The organism is Dehalobacter sp. CP, assembly GCF_047652685.1.
Classification (GTDB): Bacteria; Bacillota; Desulfitobacteriia; order Desulfitobacteriales; family Syntrophobotulaceae; genus Dehalobacter.
Genome location: NZ_CP157399.1, coordinates 99067 through 121542, shown reverse-complemented (window position 1 = coordinate 121542; position 22476 = coordinate 99067). Strand labels below are relative to the sequence as shown.

Below are 22476 nucleotides of genomic sequence, written 5' to 3'. Positions count from 1 at the left end.
AATTTTATATAGATTATTTTTTTGAAAACTTGGCTGGCGCCAAGCTTTGGCGGTAGCCTTAGTTGCACTTAGATCTATCGGAAAGCTGTTAGCATTTTCCTGATAGACTTTAAAAAGGAGGGAATCCTATGCTGCCCAGTAAAAAAATTTTATCCCTGCCGATTATTTCTCTAAAAGAAGGCCAACAAATCGGGTTTGTGCGCAATATCGTCATTGACCCGAAAGCCAAAGCTGTTGCCGCATTGATGGTCGACCCCAAGGGGTTCTTCAAAGAACAGCGTATTATTCCTTATAACAGGGTTGTCAGCATTGGTGAAAACGTCATCACCGTCAGCACTGAGAATCAGGCGGAAAAAGCCACAAATTTACCTGATATTTTAGAACTTCTCAAAGAAAAAACGGCGATCATTGGAACAAAAGTCATTACTGCCAGCGGCAAAACCCTCGGTATCATTGAAGAGTTCTATATCGATACCGAAAATGGCATGATATCAAGTCTTGATATCTCCGGAGGTAAAATAGAGGGTCTTTTCAAGGGAAAAGCCAGCTTGAAAGCGGACGATATTCTTACCATCGGTTCCGATGTCGTCGTGGTGGTCAAAGGCTGTGAAGAAAGACTTGAACTTTTTACGAAAGGCATCAATGATAATGTCAAATCCATGATCCAGGTTGCTTCCCAAAAGGCAAGCCGAAAAAGTCAGGATCTGAACAGATTCTGGAAAAAGAATAAGGACGCTGAAACAAACGAAGATTTCCCGGATGATACAGACAAGCCAATTCAACCTGTCACAGCAGAAATCAGCACGTCTGTTACGGATAATTTCTGCGAGGGGCAGAATGAAGAAGCCACCAATGCAGACAAGGGTCCCAAAGACGGCCTTATCTGAGTGCTCTGAAGAACTAACTGAATAATTTACTGACGGATAAATCCTCATGGATTCTAACGATAGCTTCTCCCAATAAAGGAGCAACAGAAAGCACTTTAATCTTATCAATCTTCTTTTCCGGGGTTAAAGGAATGGTATTTGTTACGACAAATTCTTTAATAACGGATTTTTCGAGAATGCCGATAGCAGGACCAGATAATACCGGGTGCGTACAGCAGGCATAGACCTCTTTGGCTCCTTTTTCCATCAGTACAGCTGCAGCCTGGGTAATCGTACCGCCGGTATCTGTGATATCGTCAATAAGTACTGCTATTTTTCCCTGCAGGTCACCGATGACATGCATTATTTTTGATACATTCGGTTCAGGCCGACGTTTATCCACAATTGCGAGCGATGCCCCGATTCGTTCCGCAAAATTCCTGGCCCTGCCGACTCCTCCGATATCAGGTGATACAACGCAAATATCTTCGAGTTTCTTCTCCATAAAATATTCCGCGAGGATCGGTACTCCGGGGAGATGATCAACTGGAATGTCGAAAAATCCCTGAATTGCAGGTGCATGAAGATCCATAGCCACCAGACGATCCGCTCCAGCAGTCGTTATAAGATTGGCCATGAGTTTCGCCGTAATCGGTTCCCTGGCCTTTGTCTTCCTTTCCTGTCTGGCATAGCCGTAATAGGGGACCACTGCCGTAATCCGATAGGCTGACGCTCTCCGCAAGGCATCAATAAGGATTAACAGTTCCATAATACTATCGTTGGTTGGCGCGCAGGTCGGCTGAACAACAAACACATCGGCACCCCTTACGCTTTCATCAATTCCGATGTTGATTTCGCCGTCCATAAATGTTTTGACATTGGCAACCCCCATGGAAATGCCAAGATAATCGGCAATCTCCTGCGCGAGTTCCCTATTTGCGTTTCCGCAAAAAATTTTAAGTTCTTTCGTAGCCATAATTTTCCCCCTACTTTTTCTTGGCCGAGTGCCAATTTTCAATAATTCGCTGTTGTGATCTTTCGATCGCCAGAGCCTGACCAGGAACATCTTTCGTAATTGTTGACCCGGCGCCGATGACTGCTTCTTTGCCGATGGATACCGGAGCAACAAAGTTTGTATTGCTGCCGACAAAAACACGGTCTTCAATAATGGTCTGATGCTTATTCTCACCATCATAGTTGCAGGTAATCGTTCCGGCACCTATGTTCACATTTTTGCCCAATCTGGAATCACCAATATAGCTCAGGTGAGGGACTTTGGTTCCCTCTTCAATGATGCTGTTTTTAATTTCTACGAAATCACCAACTTTAACCTCTTTACCCAAAACCGTTCCGGGTCTCAGGTAAGCATACGGTCCCACAAGGCAATTCTCTCCGATCACTGCGTCTCGCGCAACAGAGTGCTCGATTTGACATCCCTTCTGACAAACACAGTTGATCAGTGTTGTCGAGGGGCCAATGTTCGCGCCTTCTTCAATCCTGGTATTTCCTTTAATTATCGTAAAAGGATTAAGGATGACGTCCTTCCCAAGAACAACTTCCGCATCTATAAAAACCGATGGAGGATTGATGATCGTTACTCCCTCCATCATCCAGTATTTTCTGATTCGATCATACAAGATATCCTCGGCTTCAGCCAGCTGAACCCGATTATTAATGCCTAAAGCTTCTGACGGGTCGTTCGTACAAAAGACCTCAATTTTTTGACCGGACGAAAGTAGGATATCAAAGACATCAGTGAGATAATACTCGCCCTGGGCATTTTTAGGCGTAATCTTCTGAAGCGCAAATTTCAAGGCTGCTCCGTTGAAACAATAGGTGCCTGTATTGATCTCCTTAATCCCTTTTTGCAAAGCATCTGCATCTTTTTCTTCGATAATGCCTTGAAAAACATTGTTCTCTTTCAATATCCTTCCATAACCAGAAGGATTCTCCATGATTGCCGTGAGTACTGTGGCTGAAGAGCCCGTCTTTTGGTGAATCTCCATTAATGACTGAAGCGTATGCCCCGCTAAAAGCGGCTGATCCCCGCTTAAGACCAGAATGCTACTGTCTTCATCGACCAATGGCAATACCTGCATCATGGCGTGACCTGTACCCAATTGTTCTTCCTGAACAACCACCCTGGTTCGTTCCCCAAGGTGTTCCGACAACATTTCGCGGCCATGACCGACAATCGTAATGACATCATTAATTCCCGGTTTTGCAACCTTCTCCAGAACGTGGTCAATCAGCGGACGGCCAGCCAGAGTGTGCATCACTTTCGGTAATTCCGATTTCATACGGGTACCTTTTCCCGCAGCCAAAATGACTGCTGTAAAATGAGACATTTCCTTATTTATCCTCCAAAGTGATCAAGTACCTTATCAACCTTAAAATATCCTATAATGGATGAGCAGATACTCGCATAGTCGTACTTCATTATTATAACGAATTATTGCCAAGAATAAAAAGAAATTACAGATATTTTTTTGTATTCCGCCTATATTATTGCAGTTTTATTTAATATGATAAAAAAGAGACCTCTCAAATGATGGTCTCTCCTCAGCAAAATCAAATATTATTCAATGCCCTTTCCGTATTCTTCTAGTACCTTAGTCTGGATTTTTTCTCTTGCCGCAGATGAAATCGGGTGGGCAATATCGCGAAAATCGCCTTCCGGGGTCTTTCGACTGGGCATCGCCACAAATAAACCATTCGTCCCTTCAACCACTTTTACATCGTGAACAACAAACTCGTTGTCAAATGTAACCGATACGACTGCTTTCATCTTGCCTTCGGCATTTACCTTTCGGACTCTGACGTCAGTAATCTCCATGCTGAGAATCACCACCCTTCTCTTTCGCCTCCAGAAAAATCTTCTTTTTTTATTCTCTATTTGGCAAAAAACTCCTTCTTTTTAGCAAAAAAAATTTCCAATTCAAAATATTCTACATCATTTTTGGGTCATTTGCCTTGACAAACGTCCTGCCTTTTGAAGAATCTATTTCCAGCTGCAGAAGAGCAAGGTAGTCTTCGACTAGCCTTGAGTTATTCCAGAGTGTATCTTCCATCAAAATGCCAAGGCCTACGACTTTGGCATCAAATTCCTGCATAAGGTCGATCAGCCCTTTGGCTGTGCCCCCGGCTTTAATGAAATCATCAATGATCAGCACTTTTTTCCCGGTACCCAAAGCCTTGCGGGTTAAAGACATGGTCTGAATTCTTTTGGAGGAACCGGATATGTAATTAATACTAACCGAAGAACCTTCCGTCACCTTATTGCCATGCTGCACCACAACAGCAGGTACACCCAGCGCATCAGCAGTCATCAGGGCCAGCGGAATTCCTTTTGTTTCAATCGTTATCACGGCTTCAGGACTTCTTTTCCGAAAAACGCTCGCAAAAATAAGCCCTAATTTCCTGGCAATGATCGGATTATAGAGAATATCAGACATATAAAGAAATCCGCCAGGAAGCGTTCTGTCGCCCGCATTTAAATTTCCGGCAAGAGATGTCAGGAAGTTTTTTGCTTCTTCTCTGCCGATTCCGGGCAAATACTTGACACCTCCGGCCGCCCCTGAAATTGTATCCAAATTGCCCTTGTCCGTGAGCGTTAAACTTTCTTTAATCGCGACCAGGTCTTCACTGATGGTCGATCTCGCAGTGTCAAAACGGTCGGCAAAAAAACCCAAAGTCAAAAGCTCATTCGGGTGGGAAATCAGGATTTCTGTTAACGCAATCATTCTTTCAATTCTTTTCATGCAATCATCTCTTTTATTTCATCTCATAAAACACTATGCAGGAACTGTTATTCGCTTTTGCGGCTCGACGACATACCCCTTAAAGCTTCAAACATGACATTCCCGGCATTTTCAATATGTGCCGCTGCAAGCTTTTGCGCTTCTTCCACATCATGCCTTGCCACAGCATCAATGATCGCCCGGTGTTCCTGAATCGTATTTTTAACCCTTCCCGGAACTGCCAAAGATGTTGTCCGGAACCGCTGTGTCTGCTCTTTCAGGTTCGCAAGAATCTGAATCAGCCTCTCATTCCTGCTTGCCTTATACAAAAGAGCGTGGAAGTCTATATCGGACTGGACAATAACATCCAGAGAATCAGGCATTTTTTCATAATATAAAATCCGTTCCATCTCGTCAATTTCTTCTTCTGTAATCTTCTCGGCGGCGAGTCCTGCTGCCAGTCCTTCCAGGGCTGCGCGAATTTCAAATACGTCTTTAACATCCTTATGAGAGACCCCTGCCACATAAGCGCCCCTTCGCGGAACCATGACCACGAAGCCCTCCAGTTCAAGTTTGCGGATCGCTTCTCTTACAGGTGTACGGCTTACGCCCATTTCTTCTGCCAGCTGGATTTCCATCAAGCGTTCTCCTGGCTCCAGGACTCCACTGACGATAGCCTCCCGTAGGGCCTCAAGCACAATTTCCCTCAGAGGTTTATAACTATCAAGTTTTACCGGTACTAAACGTCTTTCCACCAAAAATCACTCCTTTTCTCCAGATTAATATTTCGAGAACCAATCGTTTTTACTAACCAGGTTTGATGATAACCCTTCTCAGCCAGAACCTTGCGCATCTTTTCCCCCTGACTATAATCCTTTACGATTCCGAACATTGTAGACCCGCTTCCGGACATCAGAGCTCCAAGGCAGCCTCCTTCCAGCAACAGCCGTTTTAAGACAGAAATCTTAGGGACAAGATCAAAAACAATATTCTCCAGATCATTAGAAAGCATTCTGCCAATCGTATCGATCCTGGCAGCACTTAGAACACTCACCCATCTTTGTTGATTGAGCTTCGAAAACTCAGCGCGTTTATCAAACAATCGATATGCATCTGCAGTGCTTACCCCCTGCTCCGGTTTAACCAGGATGATATCCATCTCGGGTGCCGGGGGGAGTTCTTGGAGTTCAGAACCGGTCCCTTCCCCCCATGCTGTTCCTCCAAGCAGACAAAATGCCGTATCCGAACCACATTGTTTAGCCAGCCCCACTAAATGTTCATAGGAGAAAGGATTTGACAGTAGCCTGTTCAATCCTATAAGAACAGCTGCGGCATCACTGCTTCCCCCGGCAAGCCCCGCCTGCAACGGAATATGTTTTTCGATCTTAATCTCAACTCCGGGAATGGCACCTGACGTCCTGGTCTTATATTCATCCAGAAAAAGCCCGGCAGCCTGATAAGCGAGATTTTTTTCGCCGCTTAATTCGCCGCAAAGGCAAGATATCCCGCCACCTTGAAGTGTGATCTCAACCCGGTCAAACAGAGACACAGATTGAAAGACCGTTTCAAGACTATGATATCCGTCAGCCCTGATATCATTGACAGCCAGCGCAAGGTTTATCTTGGCCGGTGCCAAAACAACCACAGAATTTTCTTTCATATTTACCAAGTTCTTTTACCTTTGATACGATAGAATTATTTTCCTAATATTATAGCGTATTACACCCTCATCCTGCCAGAAAAATATTCTAATCCGCCAAATTTCTTATTTCCGGCAGGATTAAATTGAGGTGATCATTAATGATTTTTCTTAACGGCTCTGCTTTTTCATAAAAGATCACAACAATATCTCCTTCTCTGGCTTTTGCCAGAGCTTCGCGCAAGGCTTCCTCTTCCTTAAGAATGATCTTTATTGAACTTGCCTTTTTCCCTTCCCTTAAAGCCTCTTCATAGATCATATGCGCAATTTCTCCTGATTTTCTGCCTCGCAGATCTGCATCTTCCTTAATATACAGTAGATCAAATCCTGCGGCAGCTTCCCTGGCAAATTGTTTTACTGTGGTGTCGCTTCTGTCACCGGGCAAGCCGATACACCCTACAATCCTCTTGTGCCCAATCGTCTGAAGTGTTTGGACAACCTCTTTAATACCGGCGGGGTTATGACCGTAATCCAGAATTACCTTAAAGCCATCCATTTCATAATATTCGAGCCTTCCCTGATTATCTTCAGGATTTTGCCCAAAGCCGCTTACCGCCCTCCTGATTTGCGGAGCAGTATATCCCAAAGCGTAGCAAGCTGCAACAGCTGCCAGGACATTTTGAACATTATGCCTCGCTTTTCCTCCCCAGGTAATCGGGATTTTGTTCAGGTTACAAACAGTTGAGCCGCAGGTCCCCTGGTAAATCCATATCTTCTTCTGATCTGCGACCACGGCAACCCCTCCAAACGCCAGGTGTTTACAGATTCTTCTGTTTTGGATTTCGGTACTAAAGTAAATAACATGGCCACTGGCTTTTTGGTCCAGGTTCACAACCTGAGGATCATCCGCATTTAGAATGGCAAAACCATGCTTTTGTACTCTTTCAGCAACCAGACTCTTCACCTTGCTCAAATCCTCAATAGTATCAATACCGTATTGACCGAGATGATCCTCAGAAATATTTGTGATAATCGCGACATCCGCATAATCATAACCGAGACCCGCCCGTAAAATCCCCCCTCTGGCTGTTTCCAGGACTGCAACTTGGACATCGGGGTGTCTCAGGACAGTCCTGGCACTGGCAGGTCCGCTGTGGTCACCCTTGCTGAGCAGTCTGTCATTAATATAGATTCCTTCCGTGGAAGTCATCCCTACTGTTAACTGCTGTTTCCGGAGCATTTTACTTAAAAGACGGACGACAGTTGTCTTGCCATTGGTTCCTGTCACCGAGACAATAGGGATTCTGCCGTTTCCATGCGGAAAGAGGATATTGACAATATCCCTGCCGATATTCCTGCTTTGGCCGGCACTGGGCAGCAAATGCATCCTTAAACCCGGAGCTGCATTGACCTCAATAATTCTGCCATCCTGCTCCCGGTAAGAACGCCTGATATCTTCCAGAATAAAGTCTATCCCGGCAATATCGAGTCCCAGTACGCTTGCTGCATAAACAGCCAGCTCAGCATTATCCCTGTGCACCAAATCTGTCACGTCCACTGCCGTTGATCCGGTACTGAGGTTCGCACTTTGCCGGAGTACGACTTTTTCTCCAAGATGTGGAACAGATTTCAGCGAAAATCCCTGCCGGCTGAGATCTAAAATAAGAACGGGATCAACCGCGATTTTTGATAAATATTTTTCATGCCCCGTTCCCCTTAGAGGATTATTATTTTCCTGTTCGATCAGCTCTTCAATGCTCGATTTGCCGTTTCCGGCAACTATCGGCGGTCTTCTCCTGGCCGCCGCCACCAATTTGCCCCCAACAACAAGAAGCCGGTAGTTGTTTCCTTTGATGTATTCTTCGATAATCACCTTTGTGCTGTAGATCTGCGCCAGGCGGCAGGCTTTAACAATCTCACTTTCCTTCGTTAAATTGAGAGATACACCTTTCCCCTGATTGCCCATACAAGGCTTGACAACCACACTGCCGTCAAATTGTCGGAACAGCTTCAGAATCTCCTCTTCCGAAGAAGCAATCTTTCCGCGTGGAACCGGTATGGCAGATTCACTGAGTATTAGCCGCGTAAGCTGTTTGTCTGCTGCAATATCTGTTCCGATGCAGCTCGTTCCACTTGTCATCGCCGCCTGTATTCTTTTTTGCAGACGGCCATAGCCAAGCTGATAAAGATTCCCATCCCCGAGCTTATCGTAAGGAATACCTCTGTCAAGGCAAGCCTGAAGAATGGCTTGCGTGGACGGCCCAGGCATATACGCTGAACGAAGTTTTTTTAATTGAGCGACCAACGGCTCAGCATTCGGCTCTTCCCCATAGCGCAGCCGGTTGAGAAAACCGGCTGCAGCATAAAGTGCCTCAATCGCTGCTTCCTTGCATTCATATTCATAGATCACCTCATATTCTTCCATTTCTTCAACCAGAATACGCGTTTTGCCGTAACGGCTTTTTTCTCCGGCTAAAGTCAGTAATTCTATACTGACATGCTCCAATACATGTCCAGGCAATGTTCCTTCTTCCAGTCTTTCAACAAACCCTCCGGGTTTTCCACGGGAACAGGTATGGTCGGCAAGTGAAGGTAGCGCCTTTAACAATCTTTGATTGAAATCGCCAAGCTCATGGGTCATTTTCCCCTGCCATTCGGCAATACTGACGATTCCGCGGATCACGGGCCTGTAACTGAAAAAGTTTGCACCTTCAATTGCTTTCACCTGATGTATCTTCATGAAGATGTAGCCTCCTGTTTCATTTCCTTTTTAGACAGCTCCGAATGATTCATACTGAATCCTTCAGCCTCACTCAGAAAGCTGGTCCGTTCAGTAATATTAAATCTCCAGCCTTCACTCAAAACGTGTACTTTGACCGGGGCAAGGGCCAGAGGCTTCCCATTATTTAAGTCGTCCACATTACTGATCACTGCACATGAAGCATCGGCAATAAGTACTGTTCCGCGCCCGATCACCCGAAAGGTCCCGTCTTTTCTGATATGGACAGATGTATCTTCATCAATTCCCATTCCTAAAAAGTACGGATTTAAAGAGACAGCCGTCATTAGCCGTCCAATCCTTCCTCTTTGGGCAAAATGCTGGTCAATAATGACACCCTTCAAAAGTCCTAGTCCGGGGGCCATCTGAATTAAGTCTTCACCAGGCGTATCTCCCTGTCCGCCGATAATCATTGTATCAGACATTACGGATGCTCCGGCACTGGTCCCTCCGATAATAACCCCTTGCTCATACAGATGCTGCAAGGCCATACCCATTGCAGTCCCGCCGATCATCGCTGTGATCCTGAGCTGGTCCCCCCCTGTAAAGAAAATACCGCTGGCTTGAACGATCTTTTCAATATTTTCACCTGCATTGGCATACGCTCTGTCTTGAATGGCAATCACGTCTATATTTGAGCAGCCAAACCTCATAAAAAGGTCTCTATAAATGATCCCCGCCTGCTCCCCGTCCTCTGAAGCTGCAGTAATCACACATATCCTGGATCTTTTTTCTCCTGCCTCGCGGTAATAATATTTTAAAATTTTACAGTCTTTTTCCTTGTCTTCTGCTCCGCCGATAATAAGCAGATTTCCCATAATATGCTCGGTCATAGCATCCCTCCGAGCTTAATTTGTGGAAATCTGCGTAAATTATTCCTAAACTTGTATTTTATTCATGGATCAATGCTCTACTTTGGGGTAACCTCTTCTGAGCTGTCCTCTTGTTTCAATTCCGCCTACACCGTCTACACCCGTAACTGTATGCCGAATAATATCTTTGAGAGAAACGGTACGGTCAATTGGCGTATAGGCAATGCTTTCCACCAGAAACACAGGGTCTAAGGCATGAATCAGCATTCGCCTTGGCGAAGAGGCAAAGTTTGCACCGGCTTCAATAATTGCTTCGAAATTAGACTGGCATCCGCCTGCAAAGATAACCAACTGATCTTTATTCGGCTGAATTCGCCTTGCTTCTGTAACGGACTGCACAAAATGGCCCGAGCTCCGGTAGCTGTCCAGACTTTTCAAATTACTCTTCCCTTTAAGCAAAGAGTCATGACCTGTCAAAACCAGAATATCCGCCGGATAATCTCGCAAAGACCCGGCAATTGCCTTGGGCTGTTCCGCTTCCGATTTACAAATTCCTTTGGCCTGAAGTCCCAATTGTCTATACGTTTTTAGACAATGATCCAAATATTCCTGATCTCCGTCCAAATGAAGAATTTTGCCCGGTATTTCAAAGTACTCTTCTTCAACGTTGAATTTGCGGTCGTAGACAACCTTACGGAATTTTTTATAAACTTCCTGAGAATCGGCCAGCTGATAATGGACAATTTGCTTATCATCCTTGAAAATAAGGTCATCGACATCGGCGTCGGCGATTAATCGGTAATTGAGCCCACCGAGTACTGCCGTTACTTTCTTGCGCCTTTTATTCAGGGCCAGTATTTTTAGAAATAAATCCTGGTTATAAGAAAGGCGGGCCACAATATCTCCTGTCTTAAACATGTCTAACCCTCCTGCTCTTCGCAAACTCCTTTAAAAATAGCCGCATCTATATTTTCTGATTTACTCTATTTTATGACATAAAAAAATACCGGTTCCCAAACCGGTATCCTTAGAATCAATTTCTTTGCGCCTCCCAGACGACTACAATCTTCTGATAATCAAGTATCCCGACATCTTCAGCCCTGAGCTTCGGGTCTACTCCTGCAGCCTTGAGTATCTCCGCAGTTTGCTCTTTGGGTAAGGAGAGTCCGCTGGAAAGCGTATTCAGCAGCATCTTCCTTCGCTGCGCAAAAGCCGCCCGCACAACCTTGAAAAAGACGTCTCTCTTTTCCAATGAGAATCCTGGATATGGCCGGATATCCAGTCTTAGCACCGTCGATGTGACCTTCGGCTGAGGCCAGAAGGCCGAAGGGGGAACATCGAACAGCCTTTTGACCTCGGCTGATAACTGAACGGCAATCGATAATATCCCATAATCCCTTCCCCCGGGCAGGGCACACATTCGGTCGGCAACTTCTTTCTGGACCATTACGGTCATGCCCTGCAGCGATTCCGCTTGGTCAAGAAAATGCATCAGTAGCGGATTTGTGATGTAGTATGGGAGATTGCCAATCAGCCAGCCTTTTTCCTGTCCCCAGAGATTGGCTAGTTTAAGCTTCAGGGCATCCATATGCAGCAGAACAAACGGGTAGGCGTTTAATTCTCTTTGGAGCAGCTCAACCTTTTCCTTATCAAGTTCTACCGCCCACATTTTAGGGTATTTCGGGGCAAGCATCCTTGTAAGTGCGCCCGGTCCCGGTCCAATCTCGACCAGCGGCAGATCGGTCCGGGGCACGCCCTCCTGCACAATTCTTTCAATAATACTGTCATCAACTAAAAAATTCTGACCCAAAGATTTTTTGGCCCGGACGCCATGGCGTACAACTCTGCGGATATAGGACGCCGTATCTTCCCGTCTTGCTTCCGTCACTTACTTCCCATCCCCTTCCCTTCCATCTGCTTTACTGCGGAATAAAATTCATCTTTGGTTATCCCAAAACGGTTGACGCGAAATAAAAATTGCTTGGCGTTTGTATCCCCGATCCCCAAAATTCTCCCGAGCCGGGACCGTTTTGCAGCCGAACAGTTTTGCCCAACCAGGCCGCTTTGCCGCAAATCAGCCATTACTACCGCCTCAGTATTCTTCTCAGCAATTTTCACTCCGTCTTTGCTGTCCGTATTCGAAATCTTTACTTCAAGTATTTTGGAAAACGCTTTCCTGATCTCCTCGAGAGAAACGTTTTCCAGGCCAATATCATGATCTTTTGGATTGCGGGCTACCTCGACGGAAAGATAAACATGCCTGGCTTTCGGAATCCGTTTATTGATCCGCTCCCGAATCTGTTTCCCAGCAAAATCAGGGTCCGTACAGACAATAACACCGCGTCTCTCTGCCATCTCCGCAATATACTCCAGCTTTTGCTCAGTCAATCCAAACCCCTCCGTCCAGATGACGTCAACTTTGCCCAGGGCACGTCTGACCGCATGCGCATCGTTTTTTCCTTCGACCACGATCAGCGGCTCATAATCAAGATCCGTATTTGTGTTGAAATTCATTTTATTCTCCTTTAGCTTGCATCGACAAAAGCTGATCCATTTTTTTATCAATAGCCGCTATTTTTCCCAGGCTGTTTTGGTTGCCCTCAATGGCAGATTCAATCTGCAGCACTTTGCGTCTGAGCTCGTTCAAGGCATTTTGAAGCATTGTATCCGAAGCCATAATATCTTTCCCTAGTTCTTTCGTTGCCTCGCGAAAACGGTTAAAAAATGTTTCGCTTTGTTTTTCAATGTAAAGGGTCAACAGCCTTCCCGGAAGCAGGGTGTTGGTCCGACCGTCCCCTCTGATCTTGTATGTGCCTCCGGCCGTGCAATACGGCTTTTCTTTACCGGAGGGAATCTCAATTCGATAGATCGGTTTTCTGGCATAGTTTTCTATTATTATAGCGACTTCAACGGGCGGAACACAACTCTCAGCTTTACTTAAAATAAAGAGTCTTTCCTTGTCACCAACCGGACAGCCGATCATTCTACCTTTCTGCATGCTGTTTTTATCTTCAACTTCGCCGACGCCAACTAAAATGGTTCCTCCATTTTCAGAATTCGCAAATGCTACTAAATCTGTGGTTTGAATGCCTTTAACTGTCATTTTGAAATCCGCATCGAAACCTTCCTGTTTGACCAGCAGCTGTTTTGTTTTGCTGGAAATCGTCATATATAGATCTTTTTCCATAAAAACCTCATGATAGGATATTTTCCTATTCTATCATAACCAATCATCAAACAAAAAATCACTCCAAAAAACCGCATCAGGAAGATAGAAACAAAAGGAGGGACGTATCCTTTTGTCCCCCCTCTCCGCGGTATGCCTAATGCAGTTGTTTTTCTGCTGCGCAGGCCTCACTGTCCACAATATCCAAGATCCTGCTCAATATCTCCTCATATTTTTCTTCAACAGCCTTAAAATTCATATACGGGACATAATATTGCTCCAGAGCATCGTGCTCCTGTTTGGCCTGGTGAATACAGTCCATTCCGCTGAGCATAAGTTGACCAAACAAATCTAGGTCACTGTTCAGTTCCTGTGTCAATGATGAAGAAAGCTCTGTATGGACATGCCTGTTCAGGTTAACGGACTCTTGATGATTGTTTCGGAAATATTCGCTCGACGTCAGGGCAACCTGCAGTTCTTTGATCACAATCGTTCCGATCTTGGAAGGAATCAGCGGTAAGTGATAGATTTCTACATCAAAACCATTTTCCATGGCCTTAGCGGCAATTTTCTCCATAAAAACGGATCTTCCTGTGCCCATCTCGCCTTCCAGATAAACAATCTCCTCAATTTCCTGCAGAATAGAATCTGTAAAATCAACAAAACCTTCCGGTGTATACGCACAGGAAAATAGATGTCTGGCTACGCCGGTCCTACCGGAGTTTTCCGCCATGTACACACCTTCAAATATTTTCTTTGCCAAACGCAGTGTTTCCATATTCAACGCAGAGAAATCCATAGACTGCCTGGTTATGGCCATCATATTCTCCGCGACCGCTCTGGCTGCGCTTAACAAACGGTAAGCCCTGGCAAACAGACGGCTGACTTCATTCGTTGATGCAATAATATGTTTTACGTTATGCTGTATGGCATCCGTATCCCAGTATTCTCCCAGATTGATGATTTCATCCAGACCTCCAGGATACTTCGGATCCACAATATGCGGTGCAGTTCCATCAACCATCACAATCCCGGCATCTACAACCGCTATTCCGTCCAGGGAATGATGGTCAGAAGAGCAGTGGTGGAATTCCACATCATAACCCATTTCCACCATTCTGTTCCCAATTTTTTTCATCAACGTTGATTTTCCGACACCAGGTCCCCCTTTGAGCACAAAAACTCGTTTCGTACCTTTTTCTAGCAGAAACGAATAGTACGAAAAAAATCCCTCTGAGGTATTTCCACCCGGAAATACATGTTTCATGTTTCCTTTCATTTTACCGACACTCCCCCATAATATGTTCACGCTTCATTTTATTGCCTGTTGCCTTAAAAGGTTCAATTGATGGTTCAGGACAGTTCAGGAAAAAAATTTTGACAAATCTCATTGATTTATTTCTCTTATTAATAAGGATTGTCGTTTCTTCGACTATTTTCATGCAGATATGCATGTTAATTACCACTAAAATCATCCAGCCGCTTGTTGCATTATTCCAGTTTCCAGCTTATAATCAAAATGTCTTGGACGTTTGTCTAAGCATGACATTTGTGATCTGCTGAGGGAGGGGAGTTTTTCGCATGGATTTGCGCCGGGTATTTGACTGTATGATTTCCGTTTCGGAGTTAGGCCGCGGACAAGCTTCAAAAGTTATTCAGGCCGTTGAAGATGAAGGCAATCCCTATATCATCGTCAAAAATAATAAACCCCAGGCTGTCATCATCTCCATCCATGAATATTCGGAACTAATGCGCATCCGAGATATGGTCGCCTCTGGTCAGAATATCAGTTCTCCGCTCTATTCGCCCCATTTCCAGGATAATTATGCCTCCCTGAAAACAAATGTTCTTTCTGACGATGAAATCAATATTTTCCTTGAAAGTGAAGACCTTGAAGGCCTGGATCTTGAAAGCGAATCAAATGACTAAATGACGAACCAATAAAATAATTTCTATATATAAATTGAACAGTTATATAAATGATAACAGTTTGGCAATCATCCAGATATTTTCAAAAAAATAGCTTGGATTTTGCTTGAACTGTTTTCTTTATTCATACTATAATGAATCTTATATCACCGAAAACAACCTATAACGTTTGATGATATTTTATAATGCAGATCTAAAATTTGAGAGGGTGGGGACAATGAAAAAGCTTCTGACAGGCAACGAAGCGATTGCAAGAGGTGCCTGGGAAGCCGGAGTTGTAGTATGCACGGCTTATCCAGGAACCCCCAGTACGGAAATTACAGAAAACGCAGCAAAATATGATGAGATGTATGCGGAATGGTCCCCGAACGAAAAAGTAGCACTCGAAGTTGGTTTGGGTGCTGCGATCGCCGGCGGAAGAGTGCTTGTCTCCATGAAACACGTTGGGGTAAACGTAGCAGCAGATCCCTTGTTTACTCTTTCGTATACCGGTGTTAACGGTGGACTGGTACTTGTATCTGCTGACGATCCGGGCATGCATAGTTCTCAAAATGAACAGGATAACCGTCATTTTGGACGGGCAGCAAAGATTCCGGTACTAGAGCCGGCCAACAGCCAGGAGGCCAAAGATTTTACCAAATTGGCTTTTGACATCAGTGAGATGTTTGATACGCCGGTTATGCTCAGAACGACAACGCGGGTGGCACATTCCCAATCCCTGGTCGAACTTGCTGACCGCGAGGAGAAAGGAATCAAGGAATATCAGAAAAATCCTTCCAAATATGTGATGATTCCCGCAAATGCCCGTCATCGCCATGTAATTGTTGAGGATAGGCTGATAAGACTAAAAAACTACGCTGAAAGTACCGATCTAAACCGCGTTGAATGGAACGATACGAAAATTGGAGTAATTACCAGCGGCGTGACCTACCAGTATGTCAAAGAAATTTTACCGGAAGTTTCAATCTTAAAACTTGGCCTGACCTTCCCGCTGCCCCAAAAAATGATTATGGACTTTGCGAACAAAGTAGATCAGTTATATATTGTCGAAGAGTTGGAACCTTTTATCGAAGAGTATGTAAGGTCCTGGGGTCTTGATGTTCATGGCAAGGATACTTTTCCGCTGATAGGGGAACTACTGCCGGAAACGATTGCCGCCAAAATGATGCAGATGCTTGGGGACTGTTCTCCCCGTGAGACGACCGAACCAGATCAACTGCAATATGAAATTCCTCCGCGTCCTCCTGTCCTATGTCCCGGCTGTCCGCACAGAGGTCTTTTCTATGTGCTTAATAAGCTTAAAGTCACCGTCGCCGGTGATATCGGTTGTTATACGCTTGGCTGCCTTGCTCCGCTTAAAGCCATTGACACGACCATTTGTATGGGAGCAAGCATCGGTACTGCCATGGGCATGGAGAAAGCCAGAGGTAAGGATTTCGCCCGCAATCTGGTAGCGGTGATTGGGGATTCCACTTTCATTCATTCGGGAATAACTGCACTTGTTAACGTCGTATACAATAAAGCAACAACAACGACCATTATTTTGGATAACCGCATCACGGCAATGACCGGCCACCAGCATAACCCGACGACCGGTTTTACTGTTAAAGGAGAACCTACTAAAGAAATTGATCTCGTCCTTCTGACCAAGGCCGTCGGCGTGGAAAGGGTCCGGGTTGTTGATCCGTTTGAGCTGGAGGAGCTGGAGAAAATTATCAGAGAAGAATTGGCTGCAGAAGAGCCTTCAGTAATTATTACCCAGCGGATTTGCGCCTTAATCGATAAAAGCAAGAATAGCCCTTATCGCATATCCACAGAAACTTGTACCGGCTGTCTACGCTGTCTTAAATTAGGCTGTCCCTGTATCGCCAAGGAAGGGAAAAAAGTCAGGATCAACCTTGCTCAGTGTGTAGGCTGCGGGCTATGTGCAACCGTCTGCCCCAGCGAAGCAATCAAGAAAGAAGGTGGCGCCAATGACTGATACCACGAATATTCTTATTGTTGGTGTAGGTGGACAAGGGACAATCCTTGCGAGCCGAGTGCTGGCGGGCGCCGTCCAAATGACCGGCCAGGACGTTAAGGTCTCGGAGATTCACGGGATGGCTCAACGGGGCGGGAGTGTGGTTACCCAGGTAAGATATGGCAAAGAAGTCGCCTCCCCGATCATTCCTGAAGGTGAAGCGGATATTATCCTCGCTTTTGAAAAGCTGGAGGCTCTCCGCTGGCTGCCCTATCTGAAAAAGGATGGCAGCATCTTAATTAATGACCAAAGGATCGATCCTATGCCGGTAGTCGTCGGAGCAGCGCAATATCCTTCCGATGTGTTGGATATTATTAAAAAAGAACGTAAAGAAGTTTTCATCATCAACGGACTCGAAAAGGCTGTCGAAGCTGGTAACGCTAAAGCAGTCAACGTTGTTTTGCTGGGATTGCTGGCCAGATGCCTGAAGATCGACAAGCAAACTTGGCTTGATGTTATCCGGGAAACAGTCCCCTCCAAACTGCTTGAGGTCAATCTGAAAGCTTTTGAAGAGGGCTGGAACAGTTTTGACCGCTGAGTTGTATCTCTGTACAAAAAAATGACCGATAGGATACTGCTAATAGTGTTATGCTATTGGCAGTATTTTTTTAGGCTCTATGTCAAATGTTGGGGTGAACCCCAAAACAAGAGTAACTCTAAACCAATATGATGCTGCTAATGGTTTTTGACTGTTATCAGCATTTTTTGAGCTAGGCTAAGGTTGACGACATGGTGCCATCCTCTTTTCGGCTGTTGTGCCATCCATGGCACAAACAGTCGCGTTCCGCATCCGAGCTCCACTTGGCGCGAACAGTACCATGTCGTTAATATCTCGTTCATTAAGCCATCATCTAGAGAATGTGGGATTCTCATACGAAAAAAGGGGACAGCACGACTTTATCGAACATATGTTTGCTTTATTCATTATCCTGTGCTAGAATTAATTTGGGTGATGAGCATGGGTACTCTGGAAAAACTTGCAGTCCTCGCTGATGGAGCCAAGTATGATGTCTCTTGTGCGTCAAGCGGGGTAAATAAGCATAATCAAGGCGGTATCGGCAACTCCAAATCATTTGGCATTTGCCATACCTGGTCTGCTGATGGCCGCTGTGTTTCGCTTTTAAAGATTCTCCTGACCAACTACTGCATCTATAACTGCAATTACTGCGTCAACCGCAATCAGAATGATATCCCGCGAGCCAGTTTCACGCCAAGGGAAGTTGCCGACCTGACGATTCAATTCTACAGGCGGAATTATATTGAAGGTCTTTTTTTGAGCTCGGGTATTGAGCGCAGTCCAAATCATACCATGGAAAGGATTTATCAGGTTCTTGACATTCTGAGGCATGAATATCACTTTTACGGATATATACACGTCAAAGTGATTCCCGGCGCCGATCCGGCACTGGTCAACAAGACCGGATTGCTCGCCGACAGGATGAGCATTAATATTGAACAGCCTACAGAGCAGAGCCTCAAACTCCTGGCCCCGCAAAAGACACTGCCCGTCCTATTTGCGCCGATGAATCAAATTCATCATCAGATGACGCAAAACGCTTCCGAAAGAAAGATTTTCCGGCACGTCCAAAAATTTGTTCCAGCAGGACAGTCGACCCAGATGATTGTCGGGGCAAGCAAAGACAGCGACCTTTCCATTATTAAAGCCACAGAAACCCTTTACAACCGTTTTCAGTTGAAAAGAGTCTATTACTCGGCCTATGTTCCCGTTAATGAGGGCCCAAATCTTCCTGCTCTTTCCACTTCTCCGCCTTTGCTTAGAGAACACCGGCTCTATCAGGCGGACTGGCTGCTGAGATTTTACAGCTTTAAAGCGGATGAAATCGTCAATGAACAGAGTCCGTTTTTGGATACCGATTTTGATCCCAAAATTTCCTGGGCGCTTCGAAACATGCAGTTATTTCCTCTAGAAATCAACCAAGCCTCTTATGAAGAGCTGCTTCGAATTCCTGGCGTAGGCGTGACTTCCGCCCAGAGAATCATTCGGCAGCGCAGGCTGGGTAATATTTCTTATAATCATCTTAAAAAAATGGGGGTGGTTCTTAAGCGCGCTAAATATTTTATCACGTGTCAGGGCTGTTATTACGGAGGCATCCCTGCAGAAAGTGCCTTGGTGCGCCAGGCCCTGACACCTGTGGCCAAACCCGTTCAGCTATGTTTGTTTTGATTTATCCTGTAAACATATATGATCATTTTAGGGTTGACAAGGTTCTAGGAGTCTTCCGAAGAATGAGGGACTGTTGAAAATGGATTATTTATATGACGGAAGCTTTGACGGTTTACTGACTTCAATATATTACAGCTATTATGAACAAAAAGCCCATGGAATCTATCCTGAAGCTTCGTATCAGTTCAATATGTTCACGCCATCTACTGTTATCCAAAGTGATCCTGTGCTTGCTGCCAGGGTTTATGATGCGATAGACAGAAAAATTTCTGTCTACTCCTTAATGCAGATCTATTATGTATACCTCTCGAACAATCCCGCCAAAGAAAACCTTATCTTAAAATACCTTCAGCTCGGCTTTCAATTAGGTCCGAAAATTGACAGCATTCATTCTCATCCCGAGGTATTGCCGATCCGGCAAACAGCCAAGAAAGTATCTTTTGAAGCAGAACGCTTTTTAGGGCTGCTTCGCTTTACGGATACCGGCAGTTATCTTTATGCGGTTCTGGAGCCGGATCATAATATATTAATTCTTCTGGCCGACCATTTTGCTGACAGGCTAGCAGGCGAACGTTTCATTATTCATGACAAAAAAAGAAATCTTGCGATTATCTGCAATAAAAAAGAATGGTACCTTTCCGATTCCTCCGAGGAAGCAGCCATTCCTGATTCAGAGACAGAACAATTTTACCAAGAGCTCTGGGCTAAATATTTTACCCGTATCAGCATCGAAAACCGCAAAAATAAAAAGCTCCAATCCCATTTTGTCCCCCAGCGCTATCGGCATAACCTGGTAGAATTTCGAAAATCGGAGCTGCTTTAGTCCCATCCGTCCATCAATTCATTACAATGTTCTTTCAACCAGTTTTTCCACTTCTTATAGTCCGGCAGAATTTGTTCCACGAATGCCCAAAATTCCTTGGAATGGTTCATGTACTTAAGATGGGCTAATTCGTGAATAATCACATAAGCCGCAACCTGGTTCGGTGCCATGATAATGCGCCAATTTAAGTTGATGTATCCTTTGCTTGAACAGCTTCCCCATTTTGTTTTTTGATCCTTAATTCTAAGTTTTTGATAGATAATATCCAGCTGTCTGGCATAATACTCAACCTGTTCAGGAAGAAGCTTTTGGGCCTGTCGGATATACCATTCTTCCAGTATCTTTTTGGTTGATTGACTTTTTTTCTCTTTTGATAACCCCGGTGGAACGGTTACAACGATCCTGCTTCCAATAAACGATGCTGAGGAGCTTCCGGGTCCGGCCTTTTCCTCGATCAGCAGAGGATAATGCCTGCCCCTGTACAGTAGTTTTTCACCTGAAACATATTCCTTCGCAGCAGTTTCCCCTGCTGCTGAATTTTGTTTTTCGATGTACTTCAATATCAGGTCTTTATTGTTTTCCAGATATCGTCTGGCCTGGGTGAAAGTAACTTCGGCAGGAACAGAAACCTTTAACTTCTGATGTTTGATGGTAACAATCAATCTTTTTGCTTTGCTGCTTTTTCGAAGCTCGTATTCAATTTGCCTTTTGCCTATACGAAGGTATTCCATTTTGCCTTCCACTTTACTCCCGAAAATAATGATATTGCCCTGTGCAAAAAATCGAGCAAGACTATTTTACTACGATTAAGGGAAAAAAAGAAACCTTTACGCCAATAAATATTATCTGAATATATCTTTTATTTGTATTTTTCGTTCATAATCCCGTCATACCGTCCGATAGGTTGCCTGGCTGACTGCCACTTTCCACCCGCTCAGGTATTGTTGGCGCTCAGATTCGGTGATGTTCGAAGCAAAAATAAGGCGCCCTTTACTAAGGTCTTTCAGCTCTTCCTTGTCCTTCCAGTATCCGGTTGCCAAACCTGCCAGATATGCTGCTCCCAAAGCCGTAACCTCACAAATTTCTGACCGTTCAACCGGAATACCGCTGAGATCCGCCTGAAACTGCAGCAGGAAATTATTATCAGCTGCACCGCCGTCTACTTTCAAGGCCTTAAGAGGGATATCGGCATCCTTAGCCATTGCCGTAAGAACATCATTTGTCTGATAAGCAATGCTCTCCAGCGCGGCTCTTACAAGGTGGAAACGGTTTGCGCCCCGGGTAAGTCCGGTCACTATGCCGCGGGCATGCATATCCCAGTATGGTGCGCCGAGTCCGACGAAGGCCGGAACAATATAGACATCGTTCGTATCTTTGACCTGAGTTGCATAATACTCGCTTTCGGCAGAAGTTTTCAGCAATCCAAGTTCATCACGAAGCCACTGAATGACTGCTCCGCCAATAAACACACTGCCTTCCAGCGCATATTCCACCTCGTTGTCAATTCCCCAGGCAATTGTCGTCAGCAATTTATTTTGAGACCGGATCATATTTCTACCGGTATGCATCAGGATAAAACAACCCGTACCGTAGGTATTTTTGACCATTCCTTCTGTAAAGCAGGCCTGCCCAAAAAGTGCGGCCTGCTGATCACCGGCTATGCCAGCTATCGGTATTTCAGCTCCAAATATCGAAGAATCTGTTACACCGTAACAGTGGCTGCTCGGACAGACTTCCGCCAGCAGTGGTCTGGGGATATCCAAATAAGATAATATTTTGTCATCCCACGCTAGTTCCCTGATATTATAGAGCATGGTCCGGGAGGCATTGCTGTAATCCGTAATATGCAGCCGGCCTTTGGTAAGATTCCAGACGAGCCAGCTGTCAATTGTGCCAAAAAGCAAATCCTCTTTTTCGGCCATCGCCTGACCATCCGGGATATGATCCAGGATCCAGCGAATTTTCGTTCCGGAAAAATAAGCATCCGCAACAAGGCCGGTCGCATCTGAAATATACTCGTTCAAGGTACCGTTCAGTATCTGCTCGCAAAGTTCCGTCGTTCTACGGCATTGCCAGACAATCGCATGATAGACAGGTTTGCCGGTAAAACGGTTCCAAACCACAGTCGTCTCCCTTTGATTTGCTATCCCTAGCCCAACAATATCATCCGGATTTATGTTCGTCTGATCCAGAACCTCTCTGATAGCAGCCAGCTGGGTGTCCCAGATTTCCAAAGGATCATGTTCAACCCACCCCGGGAACGGATAAATCTGGGCAAACTCTTTTTGGGCTTTACCTACGATCATTCCTTCATGGTTAAAAATGACAGCCCGTGAGCTTGTTGTCCCCTGATCGAGCGCAATAATATATTTTTGAACCATTTGTGTTCCTCCATTAACCAGTTCATTAATGAGCCAAAGCCCGAATACTTTTCGCAAATAATTTTATTATACTATAATTAATGAGAAAACAGGCCAAAATAGTTCCAATCAGTACCCGATTAAGCTGAATAGATGA

At 45.0% G+C, this 22476-nt stretch carries 21 protein-coding genes; 6 read left to right on the top strand and 15 right to left on the bottom strand.

Features of this window, described 5'->3' with window-relative positions:
* Positions 1 to 128: 128 nt before the first annotated feature.
* The gene (locus AAH944_RS00595; protein WP_415535643.1) at positions 129 to 887 is read left to right on the top strand and encodes a PRC-barrel domain-containing protein; all 759 of its coding nucleotides are present in this window, start codon (positions 129 to 131) and stop codon (positions 885 to 887) included.
* A gap of 13 nt (positions 888 to 900) precedes the next feature.
* Here the strand turns inward: AAH944_RS00595 and AAH944_RS00590 are convergent, their stop codons facing one another.
* From AAH944_RS00590 to AAH944_RS00530, 13 genes are all read right to left on the bottom strand, one after another.
* Positions 901 to 1842, bottom strand: a complete 942-nt coding sequence (locus AAH944_RS00590; protein ID WP_019224828.1) for a ribose-phosphate diphosphokinase — start codon at positions 1840 to 1842, stop codon at positions 901 to 903.
* A gap of 10 nt (positions 1843 to 1852) precedes the next feature.
* Positions 1853 to 3214, bottom strand: a complete 1362-nt coding sequence (gene glmU, locus AAH944_RS00585; protein ID WP_415535640.1) for a bifunctional UDP-N-acetylglucosamine diphosphorylase/glucosamine-1-phosphate N-acetyltransferase GlmU — start codon at positions 3212 to 3214, stop codon at positions 1853 to 1855.
* A 230-nt stretch (positions 3215 to 3444) separates the two neighbouring features.
* Positions 3445 to 3702: a septation regulator SpoVG gene (gene spoVG / locus AAH944_RS00580; RefSeq protein ID WP_015042333.1), complete on the bottom strand. Its 258-nt coding sequence runs from the start codon at positions 3700 to 3702 to the stop codon at positions 3445 to 3447.
* A gap of 112 nt (positions 3703 to 3814) precedes the next feature.
* Positions 3815 to 4627: a pur operon repressor gene (gene purR, locus AAH944_RS00575; RefSeq protein ID WP_415535638.1), complete on the bottom strand. Its 813-nt coding sequence runs from the start codon at positions 4625 to 4627 to the stop codon at positions 3815 to 3817.
* 47 nt (positions 4628 to 4674) lie between these two features.
* On the bottom strand, positions 4675 to 5361 hold the full coding sequence (locus tag AAH944_RS00570) for a GntR family transcriptional regulator (RefSeq protein ID WP_015042331.1): 687 nt from the start codon (positions 5359 to 5361) through the stop codon (positions 4675 to 4677).
* A complete protein-coding gene (ispE, locus tag AAH944_RS00565) occupies positions 5346 to 6266 on the bottom strand; it encodes a 4-(cytidine 5'-diphospho)-2-C-methyl-D-erythritol kinase (RefSeq protein WP_415537716.1) in 921 nt (306 codons plus the stop codon). The genes AAH944_RS00570 and ispE overlap by 16 nt, the downstream gene beginning before the upstream one ends.
* An 88-nt stretch (positions 6267 to 6354) precedes the next feature.
* Positions 6355 to 8985 (bottom strand): cyanophycin synthetase, encoded by a 2631-nt coding sequence (gene cphA / locus AAH944_RS00560; RefSeq protein WP_415535635.1) that lies wholly within the window; start codon positions 8983 to 8985, stop codon positions 6355 to 6357.
* Entirely contained in the window at positions 8982 to 9857 is an 876-nt protein-coding gene (locus AAH944_RS00555; protein ID WP_415535633.1) for a cyanophycinase, read from the bottom strand. The genes cphA and AAH944_RS00555 overlap by 4 nt, the downstream gene beginning before the upstream one ends.
* A gap of 69 nt (positions 9858 to 9926) precedes the next feature.
* Positions 9927 to 10754: a sporulation peptidase YabG gene (yabG, locus tag AAH944_RS00550; RefSeq protein WP_415535631.1), complete on the bottom strand. Its 828-nt coding sequence runs from the start codon at positions 10752 to 10754 to the stop codon at positions 9927 to 9929.
* 115 nt (positions 10755 to 10869) lie between these two features.
* A complete protein-coding gene (gene rsmA, locus AAH944_RS00545; RefSeq protein ID WP_415535630.1) occupies positions 10870 to 11724 on the bottom strand; it encodes a 16S rRNA (adenine(1518)-N(6)/adenine(1519)-N(6))-dimethyltransferase RsmA in 855 nt (284 codons plus the stop codon).
* A complete protein-coding gene (locus AAH944_RS00540; protein WP_415535628.1) occupies positions 11721 to 12350 on the bottom strand; it encodes a toprim domain-containing protein in 630 nt (209 codons plus the stop codon). The genes rsmA and AAH944_RS00540 overlap by 4 nt, the downstream gene beginning before the upstream one ends.
* Position 12351: 1 nt before the next feature.
* Entirely contained in the window at positions 12352 to 13023 is a 672-nt protein-coding gene (locus AAH944_RS00535) for a helix-turn-helix domain-containing protein (protein WP_415535627.1), read from the bottom strand.
* A gap of 136 nt (positions 13024 to 13159) precedes the next feature.
* A complete protein-coding gene (locus tag AAH944_RS00530) occupies positions 13160 to 14281 on the bottom strand; it encodes an ATPase (RefSeq protein ID WP_415535625.1) in 1122 nt (373 codons plus the stop codon).
* A 302-nt stretch (positions 14282 to 14583) separates the two neighbouring features.
* On the opposite strand from AAH944_RS00530, the gene AAH944_RS00525 reads away from it, so the two are divergent.
* From AAH944_RS00525 to AAH944_RS00505, 5 genes are all read left to right on the top strand, one after another.
* Positions 14584 to 14931 (top strand): type II toxin-antitoxin system Phd/YefM family antitoxin, encoded by a 348-nt coding sequence (locus AAH944_RS00525; protein ID WP_415535623.1) that lies wholly within the window; start codon positions 14584 to 14586, stop codon positions 14929 to 14931.
* A gap of 217 nt (positions 14932 to 15148) precedes the next feature.
* Positions 15149 to 16912 carry an indolepyruvate ferredoxin oxidoreductase subunit alpha gene (gene iorA, locus AAH944_RS00520; protein WP_415535621.1) on the top strand — a complete coding sequence of 588 codons (1764 nt, stop codon included), beginning with the start codon at positions 15149 to 15151 and terminating at the stop codon, positions 16910 to 16912.
* Positions 16905 to 17489, top strand: coding sequence for an indolepyruvate oxidoreductase subunit beta (locus AAH944_RS00515; protein WP_415535619.1), 585 nt, complete (start codon positions 16905 to 16907; stop codon positions 17487 to 17489). Before iorA ends, AAH944_RS00515 begins: the two co-directional genes overlap by 8 nt.
* A 420-nt stretch (positions 17490 to 17909) precedes the next feature.
* Positions 17910 to 19136 carry a putative DNA modification/repair radical SAM protein gene (locus tag AAH944_RS00510; RefSeq protein WP_415537714.1) on the top strand — a complete coding sequence of 409 codons (1227 nt, stop codon included), beginning with the start codon at positions 17910 to 17912 and terminating at the stop codon, positions 19134 to 19136.
* 79 nt (positions 19137 to 19215) lie between these two features.
* On the top strand, positions 19216 to 19959 hold the full coding sequence (locus tag AAH944_RS00505) for a TIGR03915 family putative DNA repair protein (RefSeq protein WP_415535617.1): 744 nt from the start codon (positions 19216 to 19218) through the stop codon (positions 19957 to 19959).
* On the opposite strand, the gene AAH944_RS00500 is transcribed toward AAH944_RS00505, so the two are convergent.
* Both AAH944_RS00500 and glpK read right to left on the bottom strand, forming a co-directional pair.
* Positions 19956 to 20702 (bottom strand): M48 family metallopeptidase, encoded by a 747-nt coding sequence (locus AAH944_RS00500; protein WP_415535615.1) that lies wholly within the window; start codon positions 20700 to 20702, stop codon positions 19956 to 19958. The genes AAH944_RS00505 and AAH944_RS00500 overlap by 4 nt on opposite strands.
* Before the next feature lie 144 nt (positions 20703 to 20846).
* The gene (glpK, locus tag AAH944_RS00495) at positions 20847 to 22340 is read right to left on the bottom strand and encodes a glycerol kinase GlpK (protein ID WP_415535613.1); all 1494 of its coding nucleotides are present in this window, start codon (positions 22338 to 22340) and stop codon (positions 20847 to 20849) included.
* Between the last annotated feature and the right edge of the window lie 136 nt (positions 22341 to 22476).